The organism is Paraburkholderia strydomiana (assembly GCF_031456815.1).
Taxonomy (GTDB): Bacteria; Pseudomonadota; Gammaproteobacteria; order Burkholderiales; family Burkholderiaceae; genus Paraburkholderia; species Paraburkholderia caledonica.
The window spans coordinates 985,911-1,012,487 of sequence record NZ_JAVDVL010000001.1 but is presented as its reverse complement, the minus strand read 5'-3'; the positions used below and the strand labels follow the sequence as shown (position 1 = coordinate 1,012,487).

At 59.1% G+C, this 26,577-nt stretch carries 21 protein-coding genes and 1 pseudogene; 10 read left to right on the top strand and 12 right to left on the bottom strand.

All coding sequences use genetic code 11. The features are described from left to right. The first annotated feature begins 5 nt into the window (after positions 1 to 5). Positions 6 to 443, top strand: coding sequence for a type II 3-dehydroquinate dehydratase (gene aroQ / locus J2W46_RS04535; protein ID WP_204521921.1), 438 nt, complete (start codon positions 6 to 8; stop codon positions 441 to 443). 102 nt (positions 444 to 545) lie between these two features. Beyond that, positions 546 to 1,451, top strand: a complete 906-nt coding sequence (locus J2W46_RS04530; RefSeq protein ID WP_020066708.1) for a LysR family transcriptional regulator — start codon at positions 546 to 548, stop codon at positions 1,449 to 1,451. Between the two features lie 64 nt (positions 1,452 to 1,515). Here the strand turns inward: J2W46_RS04530 and J2W46_RS04525 are convergent, their stop codons facing one another. Continuing rightward, positions 1,516 to 4,038: a PAS domain S-box protein gene (locus tag J2W46_RS04525; protein ID WP_310351624.1), complete on the bottom strand. Its 2,523-nt coding sequence runs from the start codon at positions 4,036 to 4,038 to the stop codon at positions 1,516 to 1,518. A 769-nt stretch (positions 4,039 to 4,807) separates the two neighbouring features. Here J2W46_RS04525 and J2W46_RS04520 point away from each other — a divergent pair. From J2W46_RS04520 to J2W46_RS04495, 6 genes are all read left to right on the top strand, one after another. Next, positions 4,808 to 5,173: a hypothetical protein gene (locus J2W46_RS04520; RefSeq protein WP_310351621.1), complete on the top strand. Its 366-nt coding sequence runs from the start codon at positions 4,808 to 4,810 to the stop codon at positions 5,171 to 5,173. A 17-nt stretch (positions 5,174 to 5,190) separates the two neighbouring features. Beyond that, positions 5,191 to 5,595, top strand: coding sequence for a hypothetical protein (locus tag J2W46_RS04515; RefSeq protein WP_087751951.1), 405 nt, complete (start codon positions 5,191 to 5,193; stop codon positions 5,593 to 5,595). A 448-nt stretch (positions 5,596 to 6,043) separates the two neighbouring features. Continuing rightward, positions 6,044 to 6,517 carry an Lrp/AsnC family transcriptional regulator gene (locus J2W46_RS04510; RefSeq protein ID WP_179214145.1) on the top strand — a complete coding sequence of 158 codons (474 nt, stop codon included), beginning with the start codon at positions 6,044 to 6,046 and terminating at the stop codon, positions 6,515 to 6,517. 653 nt (positions 6,518 to 7,170) lie between these two features. Further along, a complete protein-coding gene (locus tag J2W46_RS04505; protein WP_310351618.1) occupies positions 7,171 to 10,725 on the top strand; it encodes an indolepyruvate ferredoxin oxidoreductase family protein in 3,555 nt (1,184 codons plus the stop codon). Between the two features lie 22 nt (positions 10,726 to 10,747). Next, positions 10,748 to 11,500 carry an enoyl-CoA hydratase/isomerase family protein gene (locus J2W46_RS04500; protein ID WP_310351615.1) on the top strand — a complete coding sequence of 251 codons (753 nt, stop codon included), beginning with the start codon at positions 10,748 to 10,750 and terminating at the stop codon, positions 11,498 to 11,500. Continuing rightward, a complete protein-coding gene (locus J2W46_RS04495) occupies positions 11,497 to 12,204 on the top strand; it encodes an NAD(P)H-dependent oxidoreductase (protein WP_310351613.1) in 708 nt (235 codons plus the stop codon). Before J2W46_RS04500 ends, J2W46_RS04495 begins: the two co-directional genes overlap by 4 nt. Positions 12,205 to 12,512: 308 nt before the next feature. Here J2W46_RS04495 and J2W46_RS04490 read toward each other — a convergent pair whose 3' ends face one another. From J2W46_RS04490 to J2W46_RS04460, 7 genes are all read right to left on the bottom strand, one after another. After that, positions 12,513 to 13,892: an amino acid permease gene (locus J2W46_RS04490; protein ID WP_310351610.1), complete on the bottom strand. Its 1,380-nt coding sequence runs from the start codon at positions 13,890 to 13,892 to the stop codon at positions 12,513 to 12,515. A gap of 151 nt (positions 13,893 to 14,043) precedes the next feature. After that, positions 14,044 to 15,273: an aminotransferase-like domain-containing protein gene (locus J2W46_RS04485; RefSeq protein WP_310351608.1), complete on the bottom strand. Its 1,230-nt coding sequence runs from the start codon at positions 15,271 to 15,273 to the stop codon at positions 14,044 to 14,046. A gap of 98 nt (positions 15,274 to 15,371) precedes the next feature. Continuing rightward, complete coding sequence (gene dmpG / locus J2W46_RS04480; protein ID WP_310351605.1) at positions 15,372 to 16,427, bottom strand: 4-hydroxy-2-oxovalerate aldolase; 1,056 nt, start codon at positions 16,425 to 16,427, stop codon at positions 15,372 to 15,374. Beyond that, positions 16,424 to 17,386: an acetaldehyde dehydrogenase (acetylating) gene (locus tag J2W46_RS04475; RefSeq protein WP_204521913.1), complete on the bottom strand. Its 963-nt coding sequence runs from the start codon at positions 17,384 to 17,386 to the stop codon at positions 16,424 to 16,426. Before J2W46_RS04475 ends, dmpG begins: the two co-directional genes overlap by 4 nt. A gap of 20 nt (positions 17,387 to 17,406) precedes the next feature. Continuing rightward, positions 17,407 to 18,174, bottom strand: a complete 768-nt coding sequence (locus tag J2W46_RS04470) for a 2-keto-4-pentenoate hydratase (protein WP_204521912.1) — start codon at positions 18,172 to 18,174, stop codon at positions 17,407 to 17,409. Further along, positions 18,171 to 18,980 carry a 2-keto-4-pentenoate hydratase gene (locus tag J2W46_RS04465; RefSeq protein ID WP_310351601.1) on the bottom strand — a complete coding sequence of 270 codons (810 nt, stop codon included), beginning with the start codon at positions 18,978 to 18,980 and terminating at the stop codon, positions 18,171 to 18,173. The genes J2W46_RS04470 and J2W46_RS04465 overlap by 4 nt, the downstream gene beginning before the upstream one ends. Further along, positions 18,977 to 19,189: a tautomerase family protein gene (locus J2W46_RS04460; RefSeq protein WP_310351598.1), complete on the bottom strand. Its 213-nt coding sequence runs from the start codon at positions 19,187 to 19,189 to the stop codon at positions 18,977 to 18,979. The genes J2W46_RS04465 and J2W46_RS04460 overlap by 4 nt, the downstream gene beginning before the upstream one ends. Positions 19,190 to 19,315: 126 nt before the next feature. On the opposite strand from J2W46_RS04460, the gene J2W46_RS04455 reads away from it, so the two are divergent. Beyond that, positions 19,316 to 20,221, top strand: a complete 906-nt coding sequence (locus tag J2W46_RS04455; RefSeq protein WP_310351595.1) for a LysR substrate-binding domain-containing protein — start codon at positions 19,316 to 19,318, stop codon at positions 20,219 to 20,221. A gap of 302 nt (positions 20,222 to 20,523) precedes the next feature. On the opposite strand, the pseudogene J2W46_RS04450 reads toward J2W46_RS04455, so the two are convergent. The 4 genes and pseudogenes from J2W46_RS04450 to J2W46_RS04435 form a co-directional block, all read right to left on the bottom strand. Continuing rightward, positions 20,524 to 20,745 (bottom strand): annotated as a pseudogene (locus tag J2W46_RS04450) (flavin reductase); the annotation flags it as partial. A 261-nt stretch (positions 20,746 to 21,006) separates the two neighbouring features. After that, the gene (locus tag J2W46_RS04445; RefSeq protein ID WP_087751929.1) at positions 21,007 to 22,086 is read right to left on the bottom strand and encodes a linear amide C-N hydrolase; all 1,080 of its coding nucleotides are present in this window, start codon (positions 22,084 to 22,086) and stop codon (positions 21,007 to 21,009) included. A 93-nt stretch (positions 22,087 to 22,179) separates the two neighbouring features. Then, complete coding sequence (locus J2W46_RS04440) at positions 22,180 to 23,469, bottom strand: SUMF1/EgtB/PvdO family nonheme iron enzyme (protein WP_204521899.1); 1,290 nt, start codon at positions 23,467 to 23,469, stop codon at positions 22,180 to 22,182. A gap of 135 nt (positions 23,470 to 23,604) precedes the next feature. Beyond that, complete coding sequence (locus J2W46_RS04435) at positions 23,605 to 24,261, bottom strand: helix-turn-helix domain-containing protein (protein WP_088174352.1); 657 nt, start codon at positions 24,259 to 24,261, stop codon at positions 23,605 to 23,607. A gap of 618 nt (positions 24,262 to 24,879) precedes the next feature. Between J2W46_RS04435 and J2W46_RS04430 the strand changes: the two genes are divergently transcribed. Beyond that, positions 24,880 to 26,538 (top strand): methyl-accepting chemotaxis protein, encoded by a 1,659-nt coding sequence (locus tag J2W46_RS04430; RefSeq protein WP_310351587.1) that lies wholly within the window; start codon positions 24,880 to 24,882, stop codon positions 26,536 to 26,538. The last annotated feature ends 39 nt before the right edge of the window (positions 26,539 to 26,577 follow it).

The window sequence follows — 26,577 nt, the reverse complement described above, 5'->3', positions numbered from 1 at the left end:
AACTCATGAAAACTTTCCTCATGCTGCACGGCATTAATCACAACATGTTCGGCAAGCGCGATCCGGTTCAATACGGAACTGCCACGCTCGCCGACATCGATGCTCAACTTCAGGCGCTGGCCACGGAGCTTGGCGTGACGGTGGAGAGTTACCAGACCAACAGCGAAGGGGACATGTGTGCGCGGATCCATCAGGCTTTCGTCGATAAAGTCGATGGCGTGCTGATCAATGCCGGCGCATGGACGCACTATAGCTATGGCATTCGGGACGCGCTCGCCATCCTGACCGTACCCATCGTCGAGATTCATATGTCGAACATTCACGCGCGCGAAGCCTTTCGCCATCATTCGGTGTTCGCCGAGATCGTGAAGGGACAGATTTGCGGATTTGGTATAGACAGCTACTCGCTCGGACTGCGGGCGGCAGTGTCGGCTACCGCCTGATAGCTGATGCGTCGGGCGAGGCGCGGGGTGCAAGATACAGGAGTGCGCGCTTAAGGATAATTCAATGAATACAATGGCGACATTACATTCGACAATATCGCCATGAATAGCCCCGAGCTACCTGATCTCAAGCTACTGCAGCTCTTCGACCTGCTGTACGACGTGCGGAGCGTCACACGCGCTGCCGAGCAACTTGGGCAGAGTCAGCCCACGGTCAGCATCTGGCTGGGGCGTCTGCGGGAACACCTGCAGGACCCCCTGTTCGTCCGTACACCAGGCGGGATGACGCCGACACCGCAGGCGGATGCGCTGATCGGACCGTGCAGGCAGATCCTTGAGTCGCTTCGGCGGTTTTCGGCGTGGGAGATATCGTTCGATCCAAACACGGCAAAGCGCCGGTTTCGCATCTGCATGACGGATGCGAGTCACATCACGCTGCTTCCCAGGATGCTGGCACACGTGCGCGCCCACGCGCCGGGTATCCGGCTGGAAGCCGCGAGAATCGATGGAAACACGGAGCGCGCGCTCGAATCCGGCGAGGCCGATCTGGCGATCGGGCATATACCGTGGCTCGGCAGCGGCATGTATCAGCAACAGCTCTATATGCAGGATTGGGTCTGTCTTGCCAATCCTGACCATCCACGTGTGCGCACCAGGCTCAGCATCAAGCAGTACTGTCGCGAGGGGCACGTGACCATTGCTGCCGGGACGGGCGCACAACTGCTCGAGCAGGCGCTGTTGCGCGAGAACATAGAACGCGATGTTGTGCTCGAGCTTCCGGGCATGCTCGGGCTCGGCTCGATCATCAAGTCGACCGATCTGATCGCCACGTTGCCACGAAACATCGGGGAGACATTGGCAAGAGTGAACGACATTGCAGTTCACTCCTGTCCGTTCCAGGTCGATAAATTTGCGGTCCGGCAGCATTGGCATGCGAAGTACCATCACGAGGCGGGCAATCGCTGGTTGCGCTCCGTTGTGGCCGACCTGTTTTCGAGCAGGAGTTAGGCTCGTGTGAGCCGGCCGATATGAAATGACCTGAGCGCCGTCCGAGCCGACACCCATCGCGCTCTCACGTCACAGAACTTTTGCCTGCAAGACGCAGCACATCTTCCAGATCGTCGAGACCGACCGGTTTGGTCAGATGCAAATCGAAGCCTGCTGCCGCGGTCCGCGCGCGGTCTTCGCTGGTGCCGAGTCCTGTCATTGCCGCGATCACCGCGCCGGGCTCCTGCAGGGCTGCGCGGATCTGCGGTAACGCATCGAAGCCGGTGATCTTCGGCATCGAAAGATCGAGAAGGACAAGCGCCGGCTGCCACTGTTTCGCGAGCTCGACGGCAGCGGCGCCGTCGTACACTGCGCGCGATTCATGGCCGAGCACTTCGACGAGCGCGGCCATGCTGTCCGCAGAGTCGTTGTTGTCGTCGACAACGAGTACGCGCAGGTTTGCTTGCGGCGGCGCGACGGGCGGATTTTCGCGTGTCTCTTCGTCGGCAACTTCGCTTTCGTACCCCGGCAGCCATACTGTGAACGAACTGCCTTTGCCGCGTCCTGCACTACGCGCGTCGATATGCCCGCCGTGCAGATCCACAATTGCACGCGCGAGCGTGAGTCCAATGCCAAGGCCGCTTTTATCGGCCTGTTCTTCGGTTGGCGTTTCCTGCACGAACAGATTGAACATCGCATCGATCGCATCGGGCTCGATGCCGCGGCCGGGGTCGTCAATACGAATGGCGAGCAGCCGTGCGGATCCAAATACCGTCAAGTCGATTGACGCACCAATGGGACTGAACTTCGATGCGTTGTTTAGCAGGTTCTGCACGACCTGCACCAGACGCGTGAGGTCGCCGTTGACGCGCATCGGCTCTTCGGGCATCGACACGTTCAATGTCTGGTTGCGCGCTGCCAGAAGCGGCGCACTGCCTTCTATGCTGAGCTCAACGACTGCCTGCAACGTGCACGGCGTAGGCGTGATGTGTACGCGGCCGAGCGTCACGCGCCCGGCGTCGAGCAGATCGTCGACCAGACGGGTGAGGTGCGACAGCTGACGGTCTATAAGCTCGTGTTCTGGCAGAAATGCTTCGTGGCCCTTCGATTTGAGTTGCAGCATGCTAACGGCGTTGCGCAGTGGAGCGAGAGGATTACGCAATTCATGCCCCAGCAGGCCGAGGAACTGGCTCATACGCTGGCTTGATGCTTCGAGTTCTTCCATGCGCCGCCGCCGCGACATGTCGCGCGTGATCTTCGCAAAGCCTTGCAGCGCGCCGTTGGGATCGCGCAGCGCCGTGACGATGGTGTTGGCCCAGAAGTTCGTGCCGTTCTTGCGCACACGCCACTCTTCCATTTCGCTGCGGCCTTCGCGCGCGGCCTGGTCGAGGTCTTTCTGCGGCCTGCCCACTGACACGTCTTCGGGCGTGTAGAAAAGCGAGTGTGGCTTGCCGATTACTTCGTCGGCATGGTAGCCCATTACATGCACGGACCCGGCACTCCAGGTGGTGATGAGCCCGTCGGCGTCGAGCAACGTGATGGCGTAATCGCTGATCGCATCGACAAGCACGCGAAAGCGCTTGTCGAGATCGCGCGCGTTGAAGCGCTCCGTGATGTCGCGCACGAAGTACGCGAGTTCTTTACTGCCGTCGTATTGCACAGCGGCCACGGAAAGTTCTGCCGGGAATTCGCTGCCGTCGCTTCGCGCGGCGGTCAGTTCCGTGCGCGGACTGTGTCCGGGCTGCTTCCGGTCGAACTCGAAGATGTCCAACTGAGCGTACTCGGCCTTGCAGCGCTCGGGGAATAGCAGTGACAGCATGGGCTGGCCGATCACGGCGTCGCGTGAATAGCCGAACGTGCGGTTCGCCGCATCGTTCCAGTCGATGATGATGCCGTTCGAGTCCGTACAAATGAAAGCGTCATGCGTAGTGTCGAGCACGAGTCTGCGGCGGCGCAGGGAGGAGGCGAGTCTCTTGTCCGCGGCTTCGCGCAAACCGATTTCGGTACGCAGCTTTGCGATGGTGATCGCGTTTTCTTCGATCAGCGTCTGGTTCTCGGCAAATACGCGCTGATGCGCCATACCGGACGCGACGAGCGAAGTGATCCGCTCGAGGGTTTGAATGTCTTCGGCAGAGAACGCATCGTGCGTGTCGGCCATCAGCTTGACGACGCCTGCCACTTCCGCGTGGTAGGCAAGTGGCGCGACGATCATCGAAGCGGCTCCCACTCGCTCGCACGCCTGCCTGTCGACGCGTGGATCGTTGGAAGTGTTGCGGCAATAGAGCAGCTTGTTCTCGACAGAGCACAGACCCGAGAGACTTCCCTCACGCTTCAGGCGCAAACCGACGTGCCGCGCTATCGACCCGCTGCATGCGCGGTACACCATGTCGTCGCCGTCGACCCATTCCACTACCGATGCGTGGGCCGCGGGCACCAGATCGAGCAGCGCGTCGGTGACTACGGAAAAGAAGGTATCCAGATTCAGCTTGGTCGCCGCGATCTTCGAGTGGGCGTTAATAAGTTTGAGTAGCCGGGCGTTGGTAGAACGCTCGGCTGCGAGTTGTACGGCGATATCGCTTTCGACTTGCGGATCTTGACTTGTGGTCATCTTCAATAACTCCATGCGAGTGTCGCTCGCGTGGCAGAGTAAAACACAGGCGATCTGAAATATTTATACACGTTTGCACGAGCAAGGTATGAGCCGAGCCGCAATTATGCTAAAGGCATGTCGTGACATGTCCATGTGTGGACTAAGGGACAATAGTAGCGGACCACTTTGTTGGCAAGTCGGCCGCGCGATTCCTTGCATGGTCCTGGAAGTTCGGGAAAACATGACGATCCGCACTCTCCTAAGTACTCCTGATACGTAAATCGGATTTGTCGAGCGCACTGTGAATGACGTTGAAAGACAGGAACGCGCGCACAAGCGCCTTGTAGGCGAGCACGCTTTCTTGCACAAGGTATCGACAATGGGAGAAAAAGCGAAATCGATGTTGATAGGCAACTTGCCGGTTTTCCATAGCGAAAATATTGCTGTCTATTGCCCGGCCGCTTGGTGCTGAGTTTGGATCTTGTTGAGGGTTACCGATGCAGTGGTTGCCGCGCTTGGGGACCGCGCCAATTCATGCACTCGCGCTCTCATCTTAACGGCACACTGCCAGCGACGTCGAACATGGATCAGCGAACGCTCACGTCGCACTTTTTTCGGTACAAATTACGCGTCCTTTTGTTCCATTTAGGTAAAAACAGGGTTTTTCTGGATACAAGGTAACGCGTCAGCGGACGATAGTGTGTATATGTTTAATTCGTCGGAGCAAACCGTGGCAGCGGGATTTCTTACTCATCAACAGATCTTCGATTCGAGCGTGGCGCATCTTATGAACCAAGGCAACGCCGCGCTGCTTCCGCAGGGCGGCGGCGCGTACCGCGGCCGTTGCGGCGGATGCCCGATCGGCGCAATGATCCGTCCGATTGATTACCGCACGTCGATGGAAGGAGTGCCGGTTCGCTATGTCCTCGCCGACGCGCTGCAGATTCCCACCTACATGGACGCAGGGGTCGCTGCACTGAAGCGCGCACTGTTGCGCGCACGCCTCAATATCTATTCGCCACAGACCGTCGAATTGTTGAGCTGTCTGCAGAACGTTCATGACGTCTTCGGCATCTGGGAATGGGACGAGCGGCTGCGCTCTATCGCGCGCAGATTCGGACTGTCGGCGAATAGCTTGCAGCGCGCTGCGTGAAGATGCGGAGCAGTTTCATGACAAGTCTCCAGCAGATCTTCACGACGGTTCGCTCGCATCTTCTCGCGCAAATGGCAGTGTCGGAAGACGACAGCGGTAGTTGTCGGCTGCGTGGGCGCGATGGCCGCCGCTGCGCGATCGGCGCGCTGATTCACGACGAGCACTACTCGCCCGCATTGGAAGAGTTCGGTATTGGATATTACCAGGCGGGCGAGGGTGGTCCATTGCTTCGCGCGTTGGCAATGTCAGGCGTCAACGCTTACGAACCACGCGTTATCGCGCTTCTGCAAGAACTGGAAGACGTCCACGATGAGGGCGACGTTGCGCGGTGGCACGAACAGTTTGAGGACGTCGCGCGGCGACATCTGCGCGAGCATGTAGCCGAAACCGCAGCCTGGCCAGAGTTGGCAGAAGCCGCGTAAAGCTCGCTGCAATCGCGCCGGTCGTGCAGAGAGATCGTCATGCGCGGTTAAGGCCAATGCAGCGAAATTCACGCCTCCGGGTGGCCGTCTTAGCGCGTGATGCCAAGGGGTGCGAAATAACTGCATGCATGGTCGCTTTTGTCCGCGGGACGGCGAGGTCCGTCCAGTACTTCAGCTTACCGAAGACATACGCGGCGGTACTTTGTCGGATTGTCCTTTCACCGTGCTCCCAATCCAGCCCGCACTATGCGGCGCTCCAGTGAGTTGCTTGATAAAGTCGAGCCCATTCATCGAGTGAGCTTGATATGCTTAGAGGAAAGCCATATTTCCTTGTATGGCATTCAGGTAATGGTCTATGCTTGAGCGACCAGACACCGACAATCCGTGTGAGATCAAGATGGCCACAGGTAAGGAAGCTACGGCGCGAGAGGCTGCAGAAGGGCTGGGTATGCGGCAGATCACCTCCGCACCGGCAAAACTCGATGCAACGGATCGCAAACTGCTCAACCTGCTCGCAGACGATTCCACCCGAAGCTACGCCGACTTGGGAGCCCTGCTGTATCTGTCCGCGCCGGCGGTGCATGAGCGTGTCAAACGACTTAAGCGCGAAGGCGTCATCAAGAAGACAGCTTGTTCGCTCGACGGCTCTAAGCTGGGCAGGCCATTGCTTGCCTTCGTGCACGTCGACACGCCGAGTTATCTCGTCACGCGCCATCTCCTCAAGTTGAAAGAACTCCCCGATGTTGAAGAGATCCACACCGTGACGGGCGATAGTGCCATGCTGCTAAAGGTCCGTACGCGGGATACGCAAACCCTCGAGGATCTATTGGAGCGGATTCACTCTATTGAGGGTTTCACCGGCACACGAAGCTACATTGCGTTGTCTACCTATCTCGAGCGCGGGCCGAGCCCTGTCGAGTAACTTCGTGCGCGTGCCGCCTGGCACAAATGCGACATGACTGTCCAATGCGTCCTGCAGAAGCCTGCTGCTATCCATGCCATTCGTCAGTTGTAGCCAGACGAACATTCCGCCTTCCGGCCGAGTCTATTTCACACCTTCCGGCATAAACGCCTGTAGCGCGAGCAGCATATCGCTCAGTTAAGTTTGCGACGAGATCGGCTCAATTATGTGCCACCGTTTTTACGCGCGATGCGGCTTGTCGGTCCAATCGATGAATATCCATAAGCTGTTCGGCGGCGCGCCCGCGGCTATGCTGTCTCTCGACCAATTCAATTAACGGTATCTGGTGGAACGCCGTTCGGAAGTTCTTATTCCCGCTTTGACAAGGTGTCCTCTCGCGTGAAGAGGGTCGACCATATCTGCCATGAGCGAAAAAACGAATGGCATTCGAAAAAGAATCGATTCTCGCCGGCCGCCGAGCACTTTTTACTTCCGTACGGAGCTACAGATCACTTCCAGCTTAAAGCGATTAGTTTTGAGTAGCAGGTGTTGAAGACCGTTTAGCGCTTTCCGACCGCCGTAGACATGCGGTGCTGTTTTCCTGAAGAAAGTCGAGTCCTATACTCGAACCCGGCTCGACTTCGGTCGATGAAAAAATACGGAAGGAGACGGCAGTGAACAATCCGGTGATCGAAGTCGAGACAGCGCCAACTTCTGAGGTCAGCCTCGATGACAAGTATCGAAAGGAGCGGGGCTACGCGTACATGAGCGGCTCGCATGCGCTCATTCGCGTGATGATCAATCAGCGCATTCGCGACAATGACGCCGGACTGAGTACTGCCGGATTCGTTTCCGGCTATCGCGGCTCGCCGTTGGCGGGCTTCGACACCGCACTCTGGTCAGCCGAAGCTGTGCTCAAGCAGCATCAGATCAAGTTCCTTCCCGCTATCAACGAAGATCTCGCGGCGACCGCGGTGTGGGGCACCCAGCAACTAGCGCTCTTTCCGCAGGAGTCCACGGTCGAGGGTGTCTTTTCGATGTGGTACGGCAAAGGGCCGGGCGTAGATCGCAGCGGCGACGCCTTGAAGCATGGCAACGGTGCCGGCACATCGGCTCTCGGCGGTGTGCTGGTTGCGGCAGCGGACGATCACACTGCCAAGTCATCCACTTTTGGACATCAGAGCGAACAGGCATTGATTGCTGCGTTCATTCCGGTTCTCTATCCGGCGAGTGTGCAGGACTATCTCGACTTTGGTGTGCTCGGCATCGCAATGGGGCGATATTCTGGACTGTGGGTCGGATTGAAATGTGTGTCCGACGTGATCGAAACGTCCGCCGTTGCCGACGTCGATCCTCATCGCATCGACATTCGGTTGCCCGACAAAGAATTTGCCGCCGACGATGATCTTCACATCCGTTCGCCCGATGTATGGGCCGAACAGGAGCCGCGAATCGTACGCAAAAGGCTGCCTGCGGCGTTGGCGTTCTGCCGGGCGAATCGTCTCAATTCCATTCGGATCAAAGGGCCGAAATCGAAGCTGGGGATCGTGTGCGCCGGCAAGGCATACAACGATGTCATGGAGGCGCTCAGGTTACTGGGATTGAGTGACGACGATGTGGAGAAGAATGGCCTGGCTGTGCTCAAAATCGGCATGGTGTGGCCTCTGGAGCCGACGATTCTCCGAGACTTCGCGGCAGGCCTCGATGAACTTCTCGTCGTCGAGGAAAAGCGTCCGATCATCGAACAGCAAATCAAGGACGAGCTTTATTCCGATGCATTGAATGGGCTTCCGCTGGTTCGCGTCTCCGGTAAGGGCAGTGGAGCGAGTGGTGGCGAATGGAATCGCTCTGGAGAAGCCTGCCTGTTGAGAAGCGACTATGAGTTGACGCCCGTGGAAGTTGCCGGCGCGATCGTCGCCAGGTTGCGAGCGCAAGCGGGCTGGACTGAAACGCGGAAGCGGGAGATCGAGGCGCGCTTAGCTGCGCTCGAGGCCGTTGGGCGGGTACAGGGCGTCGCGGGCGCGATCAGAAAACCTTTTTTCTGTTCCGGTTGTCCGCACAATACTTCTACTCGCGTCCCAGAGGGGTCGCGCGCAACGGCTGGTATCGGCTGCCACTATATGGCGAGCTCGATGGATCGTCGTACCGAGTCTTATACGCATATGGGCGGTGAAGGTGTTCCTTGGGTCGCCCAGGCGCAGTTCTCTACGCGCAAACATATCTTCGCGAACATTGGCGACGGAACTTACTTCCATTCCGGTTCGCTCGCAATTCGTCAGGCGGTCGCGGCGCATGTATCGATGACCTTCAAGATTCTCTATAACGACGCCGCTGCGATGACAGGCGGTCAGCCAGTCGATGGCGAATTAACCGTCGACGGCATCACGCGCCAGGTTGCCGCAGAGGGCGTGCGACGAATTGCCGTGGTCAGCGACGATATCGAAAAATATCGCATACAAGGGGTTACTTTCGCAGCGGGGACCACCGTTCACGACCGTACAGAACTCGACGCCGTGCAGCGCAACCTTCGTGATTACGAGGGGGTGTCAGTGCTCGTCTACGATCAAACCTGTGCTAGCGAGAAAAGGCGTCGCCGGAAGAAAGGCACTTATCCCGATCCGGCGAAGCGCGTTGCGATCAATAGCGATGTTTGCGAGGGCTGCGGCGATTGCTCTGTCCAAAGCAATTGCCTGTCGGTCGAGCCGCTCGACACGCCGTTGGGGCGAAAGCGCCAGATCAATCAGTCGAGCTGTAATAAAGACTTCTCATGCGTGCAAGGTTTCTGCCCGAGTTTCGTCTCAGTCGAGGGTGGGAAGCTTCGATCGAGCCAAACGAAGAAATCGCCTGAAGCCATGATGGCAGACTGGCCTGAACTACCATATCCCGCTTCACCGCCAATGACCGACACCGTGGACATTTTGATCAACGGTGTCGGCGGAACAGGTGTCGTGACGATCGGCAATCTGCTCGGTATGGCGGCGCACCTGGAAGGACATGGATGTACCGTTCTCGACATGGCAGGCCTGGCTCAGAAAGGTGGCGCGGTGTGGAGTCACGTGCGACTAGCATCGAAGCGGGAGCGCATGTACGCGTCGCGAATTCCATCGGGCGCAGCGGATCTCATCATTGGCTGCGATCTTGTCGTGACGGCGGCGCCCGACACGCTCTCGAGAATAAGAAAAGGCAAAACGCGCGTCGTTATCAATGGACAGACTTCCCCCACCTCAGCGTTTGTCGCCAACCGCGATTGGCAATTGCCTGAGGCGGAACTGAAATCGCATGTGGAGTCAGTGTGCGGTGACGACTTCGTCGACTGGGTCGACGCGCAGGATATTGCCAGACGACATTTGGGAGACACAGTATTTTCCAACGCGATCATGCTGGGTTTCGTGTGGCAGCAGGGTTTGATCCCATTGGCTCGCGAGTCGATTGAGCGCGCGATCGAACTCAACGGTCAAGCCGTCAAGAAGAACAAGCTGGCATTCCAGATTGGACGCTGGCTCGCGGTGAATCCCGCCCGCTTTGCCGCCGGTCAGGAAGTCGAATCGGTGATTGTCTGGCGCCAGAAGAAAAAGGTCGTGCTGGACGAACTGATCCAGTCGAGAGTGTCGTTGCTCGCTGCATATCAAAGCGAACGCTATGCGCGCGAGTATGAGACCTTTGTCAGTGAGATTGCGGCGCAAGTCGGATCGCACGGCAAGCGAGAGGCGTTTATCTTGGCTGTTGCCGAGGGCCTGTATAAGCTGATGGCCTATAAAGACGAGTATGAGGTAGCACGGTTGTACTCGTTGCCCGGATTCAAAAAATCCCTTGAAAACCAGTTCGAGGGAGACTTCAAGATTCGCTACTACCTTGCTCCGCCGTTGCTATCGCGCAAGAACGAGAAGGGCGAACTCATCAAGAAAGAGTTTGGGCCTTGGCTCGGCCACGTTTTTCCATTGCTGGCACGACTGAAGATCTTGCGGGGAACACCATTCGACCCGTTCGGCCACACCGCAGAAAGGAGACGGGAGCGCGCACTGATCCGTGAGTACCGCTTGTGGATCAGAACCGCGCTAACGCATCTCGCCGATAAGCCGGACGTGTGCATCGAATTGGCAAAGCTTCCCGACTCGATTCGCGGTTACGGGCATGTCAAAGAAAGAGCGATTGATGAAGCGATGGCAAAGCGGGATACGTTGTTGGCCGCTTTGTCGGCTCCTGCGCATCAATGGCGAGCGTCCGCATGAATAAACCAGGAGGAGGAAACGAATGAACCAGCATGTTTCCGTGCAGTGGCTCGACGGTGTCATGTCCATTAGCTTGAACCGACCTGAGAAGCGCAATGCGTTGGACGAGTCAATGTTCAGCGCGCTGGCCGACGCATTCGTCGAGGCCCGGTCCGACGACCGTGTTGCCTCCGTGCTGATTAAAGGAACGTCCGACTGTTTTTGTGCTGGACATGATATCGGAGCTTTCGCGACGCTTTGGCCTCAGCCCGAAAATGGCGCGATCATACGGTGTATAACAGCGCTTCTCGGGCTCGATAAGCCGTTCACCGCGGCCGTGCGCGGCGCTGCGGTAGGGTTTGGCGCGACCTTGCTTCTGAGTGCCGACTACGTCGTCGCATCTCATTCCGCGACATTCTGTTTTCCCTTCGCACGACTGGGTATCGTCCCCGAGGCTGGCGCGAGCGCACTGCTTGCGCGACGGGTGGGAGATATTCGTGCGCGCGACTGGCTTATGTCCGCAAGAGTGATCGGTGCAGAGGAAGCACTTTCAGCAGGATTTATATCGCGGCTGGCGGACTCTTCCGAGGTCGACGTCCTGGCGCAGGAATACGCCGCAGAAATCGCGAACAAACAGCCTCACGTCATGCGGCAAATACGGCGACTGATTGATGACGGTGCGCATCGGAGCGCAAAACAGGCAGCGTTGTTCGAACTCGAGGCGCTGAACGTTCTGATTCCAGAAGCGGCCAATCGTGTTCGCTATTCCGGTAAGCAATCTGGAGAGGTCGAATGAATAATGTCCTGATCGTCCATGCTCACCCGGAGCCGAAATCTTTCTGCACGGCACTGGCTCACGCGGCTATCGAAGAGTTCGAAGGCCGGTCTTGCTCGGTGACGCTATCTGACCTCTATGCACAACGTTTCAATCCGGTCGCTTCAGCGAACGACTTCGAGTCGCGATCCGATCCCGACTACCTGGTCTACTCGCTGGAACAGCGCCACGGGCTGAAACAGGGCAGTTTGAATGCCGAGATCGTGCGCGAAGTGGACCGGGTTCTCGCGGCTGATACAGTGGTATTCGTTTTTCCTGTCTACTGGTTCTCGACTCCCGCCATACTGAAAGGCTGGATCGACCGGGTGTTCTTATCCGGTGCGTTTTATGGCGGAAAGCGAATCTATGAGCGCGGCAGCATGGTTGGAAAGAGGGCTGTGACTGCGATTACACTGGGCGGCCGCGATCATATGTTCGGTCCACGCGCATTGCACGGCGAACTCGTGCGCGGCATGATGCGTCACTTCTTTCAAGGCACCCTTGGATATGTCGGATTCGATGTCGTCGAGCCGTTTGTGGGTTACCACGTTCCATATTGCCCGGACGCCGAGCGGGACCGCATCATGTCGGACTGGAGAGCGTATATCGCCACGCTCGATCAGCAGCCGCTTATGAAGATGCCCGATCTCTCGAAGTTCGATGACGTTTTTCGTCCTTTGGAATGAGGAGTTTGCAAAGAAAGCGCTGAGTTGAGTTCGGCACGAATCAGTTCAAAAATCGCATTGGGCTATTTAAAGTCCGGGAAACGCAGTGCCTTACTCTGCGGCCTTTTGCTCGTGGAATTTTCACGGACTGAATCCGCGTGGCAGGGTCGGCTCGTTGAGAGAGGCTCCTTGAGGCATGTCGACCCACCTGGAGATGCCGGTAAACACTCGTTCGAGGTCGTCCGAACGACCGTCGCACACCTGCTCATGAACGGCATGGCGCACGAGGTCGTTCTATTCGGCTGAATGCCCGCCCGGGGGCCGCAATGTCAGCGCACCTTCGCGCCGGACGTCTGCCCGAACGACGGATGCCTGCGCCGCACGTAGTACCACGCGACGATCGCGAGCGCCGTCGATACCGCGAACCAGAACTGGAAGCGCGATTCCGGGTTGAATGCCTGCGACCCGAGTACGGCGACCAGCGCAAGCAGCGCGACCCAGTTCGACACTGGATAACACCACGCACGGAACTCAGCCGGGTCGCGTTGCTCGTGCTTCGTCTGGCGGCGCATCGCGAAGTGCGCGACGATAATGAAGATCCACACGATCATAACGAACGCGCCGCTACTCTTCGCGAGCATCAGGAACAGGTCGCCGCCGCTCAGGAAGTGAATGCCGAGGATCGACACGCAAACCGCAAGGCACAGCACGAGCGCGTTCATCGGGACGCCCTTTGCGTTGGTGCGGCCGAACATCGCGGGCGCATGGCCGCGCTGGCTCAGCGAGAACAGCATGCGCGAATTGGAGAACAGGAACGAGTTCATCACCGACATGAACGACACGAAGAGCACGATCTTCATTGCGACAGCCGCGCCGGTGAAGCCCGCCATGCTGAACAGCGAGACATACGGCGATTTCAGATTGGCCTTGTCGGTCCAAGGCATACACAGGATCAGGATCGACACCGAGCCGACGTAGAACACCATCACGCGTAAGATCACGCTCTTGATGGCGCGGACCACGTTCTTGCCCGGGTTCTCGGATTCACCTGCGGCCACTGCCGCGATTTCGCTGCCGCCAAGCGAGAAGATCACGACCATCACGCCGGAGATCACAGGCGAAATGCCGTTGGGCATGAAGCCGCCGTGGTCAGTCAGGTTCACGAACCCCGGCGCGGGGATGCCCGGCTGGAGGCCGAACAGGATCGACGCGCCAAGCACCATGAACACGATGATCGTTGCGACCTTCGCGAACGACAGCCAGTATTCGGCTTCGCCGAACGCGCGCACCGAATACGCGTTGGTCGCCATCAGCGCGATCAGCATGAACAGCGCGCCAGCCGGGACCGGTAGCCATGGCAGGAAGTCGTGGAGGATCGCGCCGAGCAGGATCGCCTCCACGGTGATCGTAATCATCGACTTGAACCAGTAAAGCCAGCCGACCGCGAAGCCGGCCCATTCGCCGAGATAGCTGTTCGCATACGTGGAGAACGAGCCGCTGTCAGGATTGCGGGACGCCATTTCGCCGAGCATGAACATGACCAGCGTCACCATCACGCCCCCGATCAGGTACGACAGAATCGCCGCGGGGCCGGCGGTTGCAATAATGGAGCCGGAGCCGACGAACAGGCCTGCGCCGATGACGCCGCCTAGCGCGATCATCGTGATGTGTCGTTGCTTGAGGCTCTTTTTTAATGAGTAATCCTGCATGTCTACCTCCACAGTTGATCTGGATTATTGGTGAAACGTGTTTACACCTTGTTTTTTTGTGCTAGCGGGCCGAGATGGGCCGGATGTTAACGAGCGACGACGTGTGGGCGGAGATCCGCTTCACCGCATCAAACCTTCTTCGGCCGTTCTTTTACGACCCGGAGGATTGGACCGATGATGTGCCCGCTGCGAGTGCTGCTTCATACGCACGCTTCAGCCGCCTTGCGCCTTCCTGAATCTCCTCAACGCCGGGGGCAGCGAATGAAAGACGCAGTGATGCTACGTCCAGCTTATCGGCGAAGAACGCCTTACCTGGGACGAAGATGACCTTGTTTTCGATTGCGTGCCAGAGGAGTTCTGATGAATCGATCCCTTCGATTCGCGCCCACACGAACATCCCGCCTTCGGGTTGATGAAACTGAATGGCATCGTCCAGTTGCCAGCGCAGTTCATTGCACAGCGCGTCACACTTGCGTCGATACATCGTGGTGATGCGCGGCAGATGGCGCTCCAAAGCGCCGTCCGCCAGATATTCCGCCGCGATCGCTTGGGTCCATGGAGCGCTACATAGGTCCACCGTCTGTTTCGCGATGACACAACGTCGCGTGATTTCAGCCGGCGCAATTGACCAGCCCACTCTCAGCCCCGGCGCGACAATCTTTGAGAGGCTTGCAAAATGAACCACCCAGTCGCGCGAACCCTCGACTTCCGCCGTCAACGCAAGAATTGATGGGACGGTGTCTCCCGAAAAACGCAGATCGCCGTATGGGTCGTCTTCAACGATAACGAACCGGTACTTGACAGCAAGCTTGAGCAACGCGATGCGTCGTTCTCGCGTGATGGTCGCGCCGGTCGGGTTCGCGAAAGTTGGCACCGTGTACAGCAGCTTCGGTCGCGGCACTGCTCCCGATTCAAGAAGCGCAGCGAGGTTGTCTACATCGAGGCCATGGCCATCTACTTGCGCCGTAACGATCTTGGCTTGTTGAAGCTTCAGAGCCTGCAACGTCGCGGGATAAGCTGGTTGTTCGGTGAGTACGACATCGCCTGGTGCGACGAGAACGCGCAACAGTAGATCCAGTCCTTGCTGGGAACCCGTCGTCACGAGCAGTTCGCCCGGACCGCAGGTTACGCCGCGACGGGCCATCAGATTTACCAGCTCACTCTTTAGCTCAGGCAGTCCGTCCGTCGGTCCGTACTGCAGACAGCGGTTCGAATTCCGGTAAGCGCGCTTTTGGGCAGATGCCAAACCGTCGACGTCAAAAAGATCGCTAGCTGGATAACCGCCTGCGAATGAAATCATCCCGGGTTCGGCAAGATACTTGAACAGCTCACGAATCGGTGAACCGGACGGGTCTTGAAAAGGGGCTGTAAACTCGTACATATCGTCGTTGGCTCGTCGCCGGTCAATTGCAGCATTTCCGCGTAGCAGGCATTGGACCGAATAATCCGATCGCAAGCGCTGTTGCTACGGCCCGATATCTATGCACGATGTAATGCGCTTCTATTACGCTCGTGTGCGCCTTGGCTCAAAAGATCCAGAGCCACGTCGACGATCATGTCTTCCTGTCCGCCAACCATCTTGCGCCGGCCGAGTTCCACGAGGATATCGACTGTTTTTAAACCATACTTGCTTGCAGCAAGTTCGGCGTGCCGCAGAAAGCTGGAGTACACGCCGGCATAGCCGAGCGCCAGCGTCTCACGGTCAACGCGCACTGGACGATCCTGCAACGGACGCACCAGATCGTCGGCCGCGTCCATCAGGCGGTACAGGTCGCAGCCGTGATTCCAGCCCTGACGTTGAGCTGCGGCGATAAACACTTCAAGCGGTGCGTTTCCTGCGCCTGCACCCATCCCGGCAAGACTCGCGTCGATGCGATCGCAACCCTCTTCGACGGCGACCAGCGAGTTCGCGACACCAAGGCTCAGGTTATGGTGTGCATGCATACCGGTCTGGGTCTGCGGGTCCAATATGTCCTTGAAAGCGCGGAAACGGTCCCGGATGTCCGCCATGCCAAGTGCGCCGCCCGAATCCACGACGTAGACGCAGGTCGCGCCGTACCGCTCCATCAGTTTCGCCTGCATCGCAAGTTTCTGCGGCGTGGTCATGTGGCTCATCATCAGGAATCCGACGGAATCCATGCCGAGTTCGCGAGCAAATTCGAGATGTTGGCGGGACACGTCGGCTTCGGTGCAGTGCGTGGCGACGCGCACGACGCGTGCGCCCGCATCGTATGCGTTGCGAAGATCATGGATGGTGCCAATGCCGGGAATCAGCAGCGTCGCTATCTTCGCGGTTTTGACGCTCTCCGCCGCTGCAGCAATCCATTCGACATCACTGTGCGCACCAAAACCATAGTTGAAACTCGAGCCTTCGATGCCATCGCCGTGCGCGACCTCAATGCTGTCGACACCGGCCTCATCAAGCGCCCTCGCGATTGCCCGGACGTTGGCAATGCTGTATTGATGACGGACTGCGTGGCTGCCATCACGCAACGTTACGTCGGAGATATAGAGTTTCTTGTCGAACGATGTCATTGAATAGGCTCCTTCTGGCCTCGGACCACGCCGGCAGCGAGGCGTCGGCGCGCCATCATGTCGCCGCACGCGAGCGCCGCCGACGTCATGATGTCGAGATTGCCCGCGTACGAGGGCAGGTAATGGGCGGCGCCTTCTACTTCAAGGAATACCGACGTCTTCAACCCGTGCTTTACACCGAGACCCGGCACGTTCAGCGGCTCTTCCGGCGAGACGATGTCGAACTGAATCTTCTGTTTCAGGCGATATCCGGGAACATAAGCCTGCACGCTGGTAATCATCTGTGCGACGCTGTCCTCAACCGCGTTCACGTCTACCAGATCGGACAATACAAACACCGTATCGCGCATGATCAATGGCGGCTCCGCTGGATTGAGCACGATGATTGCCTTGCCGCGAGTTGCCCCACCCAGCGTCTCGATTGCGCTACGCGTGGTCTCAGTGAATTCGTCGATGTTTGCCCGCGTGCCCGGCCCCGCAGATCTGCTCGAGATAGAGGCGACGATTTCCGCGTAGTGGACCTTCGCGACACGCGACACGGCTGCAACGATCGGAATCGTCGCCTGACCGCCGCACGTGACCATGTTCATGTTGGACGCATTTTCGGCCTCGAGATTGATCGCCGGAATCACATATGGACCAACCGCAGCCGGTGTCAGATCGATAACCTGCACGCCGTGCTTTTGCAGCACATCGTTGTGATGCTTGTGCGCACTGGCCGATGTGGCGTCGAAAACGATATCGATGTTCTTGAACACATCGAGTTTCAGCAGCCCGTCGATCCCCTCCGCTGTCGTCGCCACGCCCATCCGTTCAGCGCGCGCGAGCCCATCCGATTTCGGGTCAACACCCACCATCGCAGCCATTTCGAGGTGCTGGCTGTTGCGCATCACCTTTATCATCAGGTCGGTCCCGATGTTGCCGGGACCGATGATCGCAACTTTTACCTTTTCGTTCATATCCACTCCGAGATTTGGGGTCACGCCGCGACGTGAAATCCAACACTGCCGAGCTGCTCCATATCGACTGACGTGTACTGCCCCAGCTTGATCCACTCCGCCGGCGTAGCACCGCCCGCCATGACAATCCATCCGGCCTGAAGGGGCTCGCCAGCCTCCGCTGATAAACGGGCGGCGGCTACGAGCGAACGTAAAGGATGACCCAGCAGTGCGGCGGTGGATCCTACCTGGACGACCCGCCCGTCGATGCTCACTGTCAGCCCGAGGTTAGAAAAGTCGATCTTCGGATCGCACCAGGCGCCGATAACAAAACCGCTAGAGGACGCGTTGTCGGCAATCACTTCTGGCAGCGAGAACTTGAAATCCTTGTAGCGCGAGTCGATGATTTCGATCGCCGGAGCGATCGCTTCCACCGCCGCGAGGGCTTGTGGTCCCGTGACATTCCCTTCGAGCGGCCGCTTCAGTATGAAAGCGATCTCCGGTTCGCAGCGGGCATGAATGAAGCGCGAAAGATCAATCGCTGTCCCTTCCTCGATCTGCATTGCATCGGTCAGTCGTCCCCAGATCACATCGGACAGGCCCATCTGGACCATCTTGGCCCGGCTGGTAAAACCCATCTTCACACCGACGCGGCGTTCACCGCGGTCGAGTCGACGGCGGATCGATTCGGCTTGAATACGGTATGCCTCATCAAGTGACAGACGGCCCTCGCGATCGAACCGCGTGACCTCCGTTGCGTTTAGCGCCGCATCGTCGAGCAGCTTGGCGAGTTCTGCAATGTTGCTCATGAGCGCACCTCGTTTTTTGATAGCGGTTCGAATACGGCACGCAGGGACCCCAGTCCGTGGATGCGAGTTTCGAACACGTCTCCGGGAACGACGGGGACCATGGGTCCGAGGGCGCCTGACAGCACCAGGTCTCCGGCTTTCAAGGGTTGGCCTAGCGATGCCATCGTCCGGGCCAGCCAGACAACCGCATTGACGGGATTTCCCAGACAGGCGGCTCCTGCGCCGACCGATACTGGTTCGCCGCGTCGCTCCATCACCATGCCGCACAAGCGCAGGTCGAATTCAGACAATTTGCGTGGGATGGTGCCGAGCACATACGCCGACGAGGACGCGTTATCCGCAATCGTGTCGGTGATGCGAATATTCCAGTCCGCGATCCGGCTGCCGACAATCTCCAGCGCAGGCAGCGCGTACTCGATAGCGTTGAGCACGTCGACCTGAGTGGGGTTGTCCATCGTCATGTCACGTCCGATGACAAATGCGACTTCGGATTCGACCTTGGGCTGCGTGAGTATCGATGATGGAATCGGCTCTCCATCGCCATACCCCATATCGTCGAAGAGCATGCCGAAGTCGGGCTGGTCCACACCGAGCTGCCTCTGCACGGCGACCGATGTGAGGCCGATTTTGCATCCGACGACGCGGCGGCCTTCGGCCAGTCGACGCTCGGTGTTCACTCGCTGGATCGCGTATGCGTCGTCGATACTCAGTTGATCGTACGTTTCGCGCAACGGCGCGAGGTATTTGCCGCTGCGCTGAGCAGTTGCAAGCGCAGCAGCGGCTTCCTCGATAAGGAGGGGCGTCATTTGCCGTTCTCCAGAGCAGGGGAGCCCAGTTCGTCCTTGGTACGCTCGCCTATTGCCCAGTGTGTCGAGGGCACCTCGTTTGCAAAGACCCGAATGCTTTCCAGGGGCACGCCGAGGGTTTCGTGCACGGTGCGGGCGATTGCCTTAAGGCACGCCTTGACGGCTTGCGCGTCGCGGCCCTCGACGAGCGAGATGTGGATGATTGGCATGACTCGTTTCCTGACGTGATATGAGCGAGGTCATGATGTACGATGCAAGCCATGACGGTCCAATACCGTTTGGACCCATATTGATACCGAATGGGTATCGGAGCCTGCGCAGTACGTGGAGGAAACATGGACCTGAAGCAGATGCGCTATTTCATGGCGCTGGCAGAGGAGGCGAACTTCGGACGGGCGGCGGAACGTCTGCACATGGCGCAACCGCCGCTCACACGTAACATCCGTGCACTCGAACAGGAACTAGGTACGCAACTGTTCGTCCGAACCACGAAGGGCGCCGAGCTGACCGAGGCGGGGCGCGCGTTAATGGAAGAGGTGCCCAACATCCTGGCTCTTGCGCGGCGTGCGCAGGAACAGACTCAATTAGCTGGCCAGGGCTACCTGGGACGGCTCGACGTCGGCATTTTCAGTTCGGGGATTCTGAACGTCATTCCCCGGCTGCTCGCCGCGTTTCATACCGAACGGCCAGAGGTCAAGATCGGCTTGCACAATATGTCCAAGGCTGAGCAGATTAATGCGCTGCGTGAGCGGCGCATCACGATCGGTTTCAATCGTCTCGTGCCCAACGAACCCGATATCGCGGTTGATTGGGTTCTAAGAGAACCGTTTCTGGTTGCGCTGTACGAAGGACATCGGCTGTGCGCGAAGAAGTCGGTGACGCTGCGGGATCTCGACAACGAGCGAATGATTCTTTATCCCAACGCACCCGTGCATGGCCTCGCGCAGGAGGTGGCCGCTGCTTTTCGCGCCGAGAATGTGCAACTGCGTGTTGAGCAGGAAGTGGAGGACGTGGTGACGTGCATCGCATTGGTTGCGAGCCGTTTCGGCATTTGCGTGACCACGGAATCGGCAGTCAATCTTCGGCTGCCTGGCGTTGTGTACCGCCCGCTCAGATCGACACAGTTGCGGGAAATCGAGTTGTCCTGTCTTTATCGTCGCGGGGACAACTCCCCAATCCTGCAAGCCTTTTTAAAGTTGATACAGACTTCGCGAATCCACCGCGTTCGTGCCCAGCTTTGAGCGGCGGCCGCGAGTGATGCCGGGAGGTCGGGCAAGCGTCCGGTCGGCAGGGCAATACCTCGACGAAGCACGATCATCCGCAAGTTTGCCCATGTCTATCCGGCATCGAGACTGGGGAAAGGAACTGCATCTCCGCGTGAGTCCGTCCGATGGTTCAGGATGCAAGCGGCCTTCGAAAGTACGGGGTTTTGACGGACCGCTTGGGCTCGTCAACCGGCAGTCGCATCGGCGGCTGTTGGCCCTGGTGACGCAGTAAGCGTCTCGCTGCCCGCATGACAAATCGCAGCTGGCGCAAGGTCCGTTCATCGACCGGTCGCGCCTTTCCACGCGCGCGGCACGCGGTGGAAGTTGCGGTCGAAATAAATCAGGCTGTCACCGTCGCTACGCACTCCGATCTCAGTCGTCTCCACGAACAGCACCGCATGCGAGCCGACATCCTTCGCTTCGACAATTCTTCCCTGCAAGCTCGCGAGCGCGCCGCGCAACACGGGCACGCCGTTGAGTCCTTCATACCACTCCGGCAGCTCTCGTCAATCGCCTCCGCACTGCGGCCGCTGCGTGATCGGGAGTTTTTCGCCTTACAGGGCGACGGCTGAATAGCCGGGCCGCATGCGCTCGTGCTGCTACGTCCTGTCAGACGTTCCAGTCAGCCGTCGCTTCGCCTGTCATTTCCGAGGCGGTCAGTCCGTGCGTTTAAATCTCGAGCCGGAGGCCAAGCTGACCAATAGTGCGGGTAACTTCACAGCAAGGCGCGTAGGCAATCATGGACGCCGTAACGCGACGCCTCAGCGGGACTTGCTGGCGTCGATGCCGAGGAAGGGAAACGCGGGTGCGCGTTGAAAGTCCTTGGAGACTTCGCCGCCGAATGTATTGCGCTGATCCTTGCCGAGGTCGAGACGTTTGACAGGTGCGCCGGCGGAGAAGTCGACCTTCTTGAGATCGACCCAGAAAGTACTCGGGGTGAGGGCCGATTCGAAGAAGTAAAGCATGCGTTTGTGATCCGCGACGGTGCGCCATCGTGTGGACGATATATTGGGCTCGCCGGGGGTAGTGATCCCGAACGGCACCGACGCGTTACGGATCACGCTAAAAACGCTGGCAAGTGCAATGGCAGGGTCTTCACTCTTAGGGATCGCGTTGACGTAGAACGAGGCGCGCGCGAACCGGTCAGCAGAGCGATTGGTGCCAGGCAGCCAGACGGTGCCTCCGATCTGTTTCCAGTATTCGTTGAGTGCAAGCTGCTCGTCGAAGGTCGGCGAGTTGGTCATCACCTGATACTGCCGACCATGATGGATGATCTGCTTACCGCCGATGTACTCGACGATGGCGCTGTCGCCAGTCGCGTCCGACATGGCGAGGTGCAGTGTGGTGAGGCGCTGTTCTCCGGGGACGTTGTCGGTGACGATTGTGAACGGCTCTTTCTCAAGCGCAGCTACGGCTTCCGAGACGGTCGCAAAGTTGTCCAGCACGTACTGCGCCCATGCGGCGATAGTGAGTCCCGGTTTCGAGTTTTTGTCGAAGGGAGGATATTGCGACTCGACGAGCCAGAGCAGTTGAGCGGCTAGCCCCTTTTCGTTCATGCCGTCGGTGGTGGAGACGTCATAACCGGTAGCCACGACGCTACCGTATTTTGCCGTCCATTTAAGAGAGTTCGGACCGGATTCACCGGTGCGGGCGATGCCACGCGGCAGGATGTAGAGGTTAGTGGCGACGTCGAGCTTCCAGTCCATCGACCGGGCGGTGATAACGTCGTCGTTGTCACCGAGATAGACGACGCGAGTGCAGGCTAGCGATGCAGCCGGATCGACGAGGAGCGTCGCTGCTGCGGCGAGACACGTCACAACTGCGGAAAAAGGGCGGCGCATGGCACTTCCTCACGCTGTGTTGGGAACTGATGCAGTTGTCGACGGGGCCGCTGCAGTCAGCCCAAACCAATCGCTTTATGCTTTATTTGCCAATCACCTCACGCACCGAAATCCCGCATAAACGTACTGGTAATGTGGTTGAAACCAGTTTCGGAATGTCGGTCGTAACATGCACTGTGCGGTGCGCGCCGATCCGCCCTTCAGCACGTAATGCTTGCCGTCGAAGAAGTTGGCCGAATAACCCAGATAGAACGGAAACGGTTCGAACCCCGGCAATCCGTCGAACAAAGTGGAAGTCCACTCCCAGCCGTTGCCGTACTGGCCTTCAACGCCGAACTCGCTGACATTGTCCGGATAAGCGTCGACCGGACGCGGATCCCAACTGCGAAAGTCGAAGTTGCCGGAGCCCGCATGCGGCGCACCGTGCGCCGCGCGCTGCCATTGCGCTTCTGTCGGCAGCGCCTTCCCCGCCCAGCGCGCGTAGGCGCTCGCTTCCGCGTGGCTCACGTATGCCGGCCAGTCGGGTGGAAGCGGTACTTCGTCAAACATGGTACGCAGCATCCATTCACCACGTTCGCCGCTCGCCTCGCGTCGCGACCAGCACGCGGGATGCTGTATGCGCTCGGCTTCCTTCCAGGCCCAGTCTTCTTCCGTCCACCATTTCCGCTCGCGATAACCGCCGGCTTCGATGAACTCGCAAAACGCGGCGTTCGTGACCATATAGCGGTCGATCTCGAACGCAGGCACGTCCACGTGCAATTCACCGAACTCGTTGTCCCAGCCGAAGCGGCCGCTGTCGCGCGGCATGCCGATCACAGCCGGACCGGCCGGCACGCTGACCATCGGCGACAGGCTGTTCACGCGCCCCGGACCGTGCACGACAGGCTCGCGCAAATCCGTCACCTTCTGCTCGATCGGCAATTGGTGAAGCATGTAGGCAAGCGTCTCGGCGTGCATCAATCGATGCTCGATGGCCACGTTGAGCAATTGCCCGGAAGCCTCGACTCGCGCGGAATCGGTAAGCGCCTGCAGTTCGCGGTCGATCTGTCGGCGGGTGTTCAACCCGTATTGCCGCACGGTATCGAGCGAAGGCCAGTCGCCAGGCTGATCGGTCGGAAAACCGCCGTCTACCGGGTCGATACCGAATGCGAAAAGCTGATCGAGTTGCTCATCGAACGCGGGGAGATCGAACAGGCGCTTGTCGAACAGATTACGATCGAAAGCTTCGAGGTGCCCGATATAGAACACAATCCGGTGCCGTTCACGGATCGGTCTCTCGTACAGGAACTCGGGCTTGACGATGGAAAAGAGGGCGTCGGTAACTTGACGCGCGTCGCTCAAACGTTGAACGAGCGGATGATGTGGACCGGGGTCGCGGTTCATTTCGCCGGGTCTCCTTGCGGGGGGACGGACTAAACAAAGACTGTACCCGCTTGCAGATGCCATGCCAAGGCACGAACTCCACCGGAAAATCGTGGCAAACGACGCGGCCGCACGGTCCGCGCCCTCGCGCCGAGCCTAAACGTGGCGCAATCCGTCCAGATCGACGATCCGAATGTGCTTGCCTTGTGTGTCGATCAGGCCGCGCTTTTGAAATCTTGACAGGGTGCGGCTCACGGTTTCGAGCGTCATGCCGAGGTAGCTGCCCATGTCTTCACGGGTCATTCGCAGGTTGAACTCTGCCGACGAATAACCGCGTTGAGCGTTGCGCTCCGACACGTCGAGCAAAAAGGCCGCGACTCGTTCGTCGGCTGAAAGCGAGCCGAGCACCATCATCTGGGCCGCTTCGCGCACGATCTGCTCGCCCAACAGTTTGTGCAGGCGTTCCTGCATCGAGCCGATTTCGCGGCACAGTGACTTGAGCGCCGTGTAGGGAACGATGCACACCGTGCTGTCTTCGAGCGCCAGCGCGCTGCATGCGTGCCGGTCGTCGCTGATGCCGTCGAGGCCGAGCGCCTCGCCCGCAAGCCGCAAGCCGGTGACCTGTTCGCGCCCGTCCCGATGCGCCATGACGGTTTTCATCGAGCCCGAACGCACCGCATAGATGTTGTCGAAACTGTCGCCGCTGCGGTACAGCGTGTCCCCGCGATGCACCGACCGCGCGGAGCAGATGAGCGTTTCGAGCTTGGACAACTCGTCGGGTGCCAACCCTTGTGGCATGCATAGCTGGCGCATCGCACAGCTGGAGCAGCGCGCGGCGCTGCGGGTGCCGGTGCGTCCAGCGGCGGCCCGCGGCGTGGCGCGGCGGCTGCGCTGCTGCGGCGGCGAACTGACGGCCGGGCCCGGCGAAGCAGCGGAGTCGGCGGCGAGGGCGGATTGTGCAGCGGTAGAGGTAAGCATGTCTGAGCCAATGTCAGGGGTAATGCACCAATTGTCCCACCGGCTCTGTCCCCTGTTTCGCGGCAAAATGACGCGCGTTCCCGCTTATGCCGTTTGAGCGTTGTCAGAGCCGACCGGCGCATAAAACCGTCCCCCCGCGTTCCGCAAACCGCATTTACGCCTTCTCATCTTGTCGCTCCAACAGGGGCCTTTCCCGCGCCGACGCAAACGTTTGGCGAAATTTTCACTTTCTAGCGCGACCAGCTCTCAAGGTTTCCCAGAATGTGTCGTCATATTGTCTGAAGAAAGCGGCGGCAATGAGAAGGGGCGGATTACACGCGCCCGCGTCGGCGCGCGCCGGCGGTTCAAACGTCATCGAAATGAACCGCCTTGAGACAGGGCGCACCTTTCAGGCTTAAGCAACGGCTGTTTCGCGACAACTTTTATCGTGCGGTAGGGCAAGGAATTAGACACATGAAGATTTCGAATTTGAAAATCGGGGTTAGGCTCGGCTCCGCCTTCGCGCTGATGGTCGCGCTGCTCGTCGGCACGGCTATCGTGGGTATCGAGCATCTCGAGTCCACGAACACGAAGATGGACGAGATCGTCAGTCATCGCTACACGCTGATTGCGCTCAGCAATCAGATCAAGAGCAACGGCTACAAGGCGAACGGCATTCTCAGCAATCTGCTGCTGACTACCTCGCCGGACAAGGCCAAGCAGTATATGGACGACTATGCGGCCATCCGCAAAGCCAATGCGCAAGCCTACGGGCAGCTCGAAAAGTTTCTCACGAGCGATGACACGAAGGCGTTGTTCAAGCAGCAGTTCGACGCGCGCTCGGCCTACGGGGTGAGCGTCAAAGCTTTCTTCGATCTGGTGAGCAAGAACCAGCAGCAGGAAGCGCGCGACGTCTATCAGGGCGACATGGCGCGGCTTCAGGACGCGTACTACCTGCTTGTCGACAAAATGGTCGACGTGCAGGCGGAGCGGATGGCGCACGACGTGGCCGATGCGGTTTCCGAAGCGCATCGCGCGAAAATCCAGATGATCCTGCTCGCACTGGTCGCGACGCTGATCGCAATCGCAACGGGCATCTTCATCACGCGCACCATTACGCGGCCGATCAATCGCGCGGTCAGCCTCGCGGAAGCGGTCGCGGCGGGCGACCTCACGCATCACCTGCATGTGGATACGACCGACGAAGTGGGGCGCCTGCTGACCGCGCTCGAACGCATGACGCGCAATTTGCACGGCATCGTCGCGCAAGTGCGTCAGGGCACGGACACGATCAGCCAGGCGACGCGCGAAGTGGCGAGCGGCAACATGGACCTGTCGAGCCGCACGGAGCATCAGGCGAGTTCGCTCGAAGAAACCGCGGCTGCCATGGAGCAACTTACGTCGACGGTCAAGCAGAACGCCGACAACGCCCGTGAAGCGAACCAGCTTGCTTCGAGCGCTTCGGACGTGGCAGTGAAGGGCGGCAACGCGGTGAATCAGGTCGTGAGCACGATGAGCGCGATCAACGAATCGTCGCGCAGGATCGTCGAGATCATCGGCGTGATCGACGGTATCGCATTCCAGACGAACATTCTTGCGCTCAACGCTGCCGTCGAAGCGGCGCGTGCAGGCGAGCACGGCCGCGGTTTCGCGGTGGTCGCGAGCGAAGTGCGCGGACTTGCGCAACGCAGCGCCGTCGCGGCAAAGGAAATCAAGGAGCTGATCGCGGACTCGGTGAATCAGGTGGGTACCGGCGGAAAGATGGTCGAGGACGCGGGGCAGATCATCAGCGAAGTCGTCAAGAGCATTCGCCACGTGACCGAGATCGTTGCGGAGATCAGCTCCTCCAGCAAGGAACAAAGCGAAGGCATCGAGCAGATCAACCATGCGGTCACGCAAATGGACAAGGTGACGCAGGAAAACGCCGCGCTCGTCGAGCAAAGCGCCGCTGCCGCGCAAGCCTTGCAGGACCAGGCGCAACAGCTCACCGATACGGTCAGCACGTTCAAGCTGAACGGCGACACGGCGAAGCAATGGCGCGCCGCGAACGAACTGCACGCGCCTCGCACGGACGGCATGAGCGAAGCAGGCGCGTCAGGCGCGTGGCTCAACGCGCGCATGTCTGCGCAGTAGAAGTCGAGGCGGACAACGGACGGAGACACGAGCCGGTCG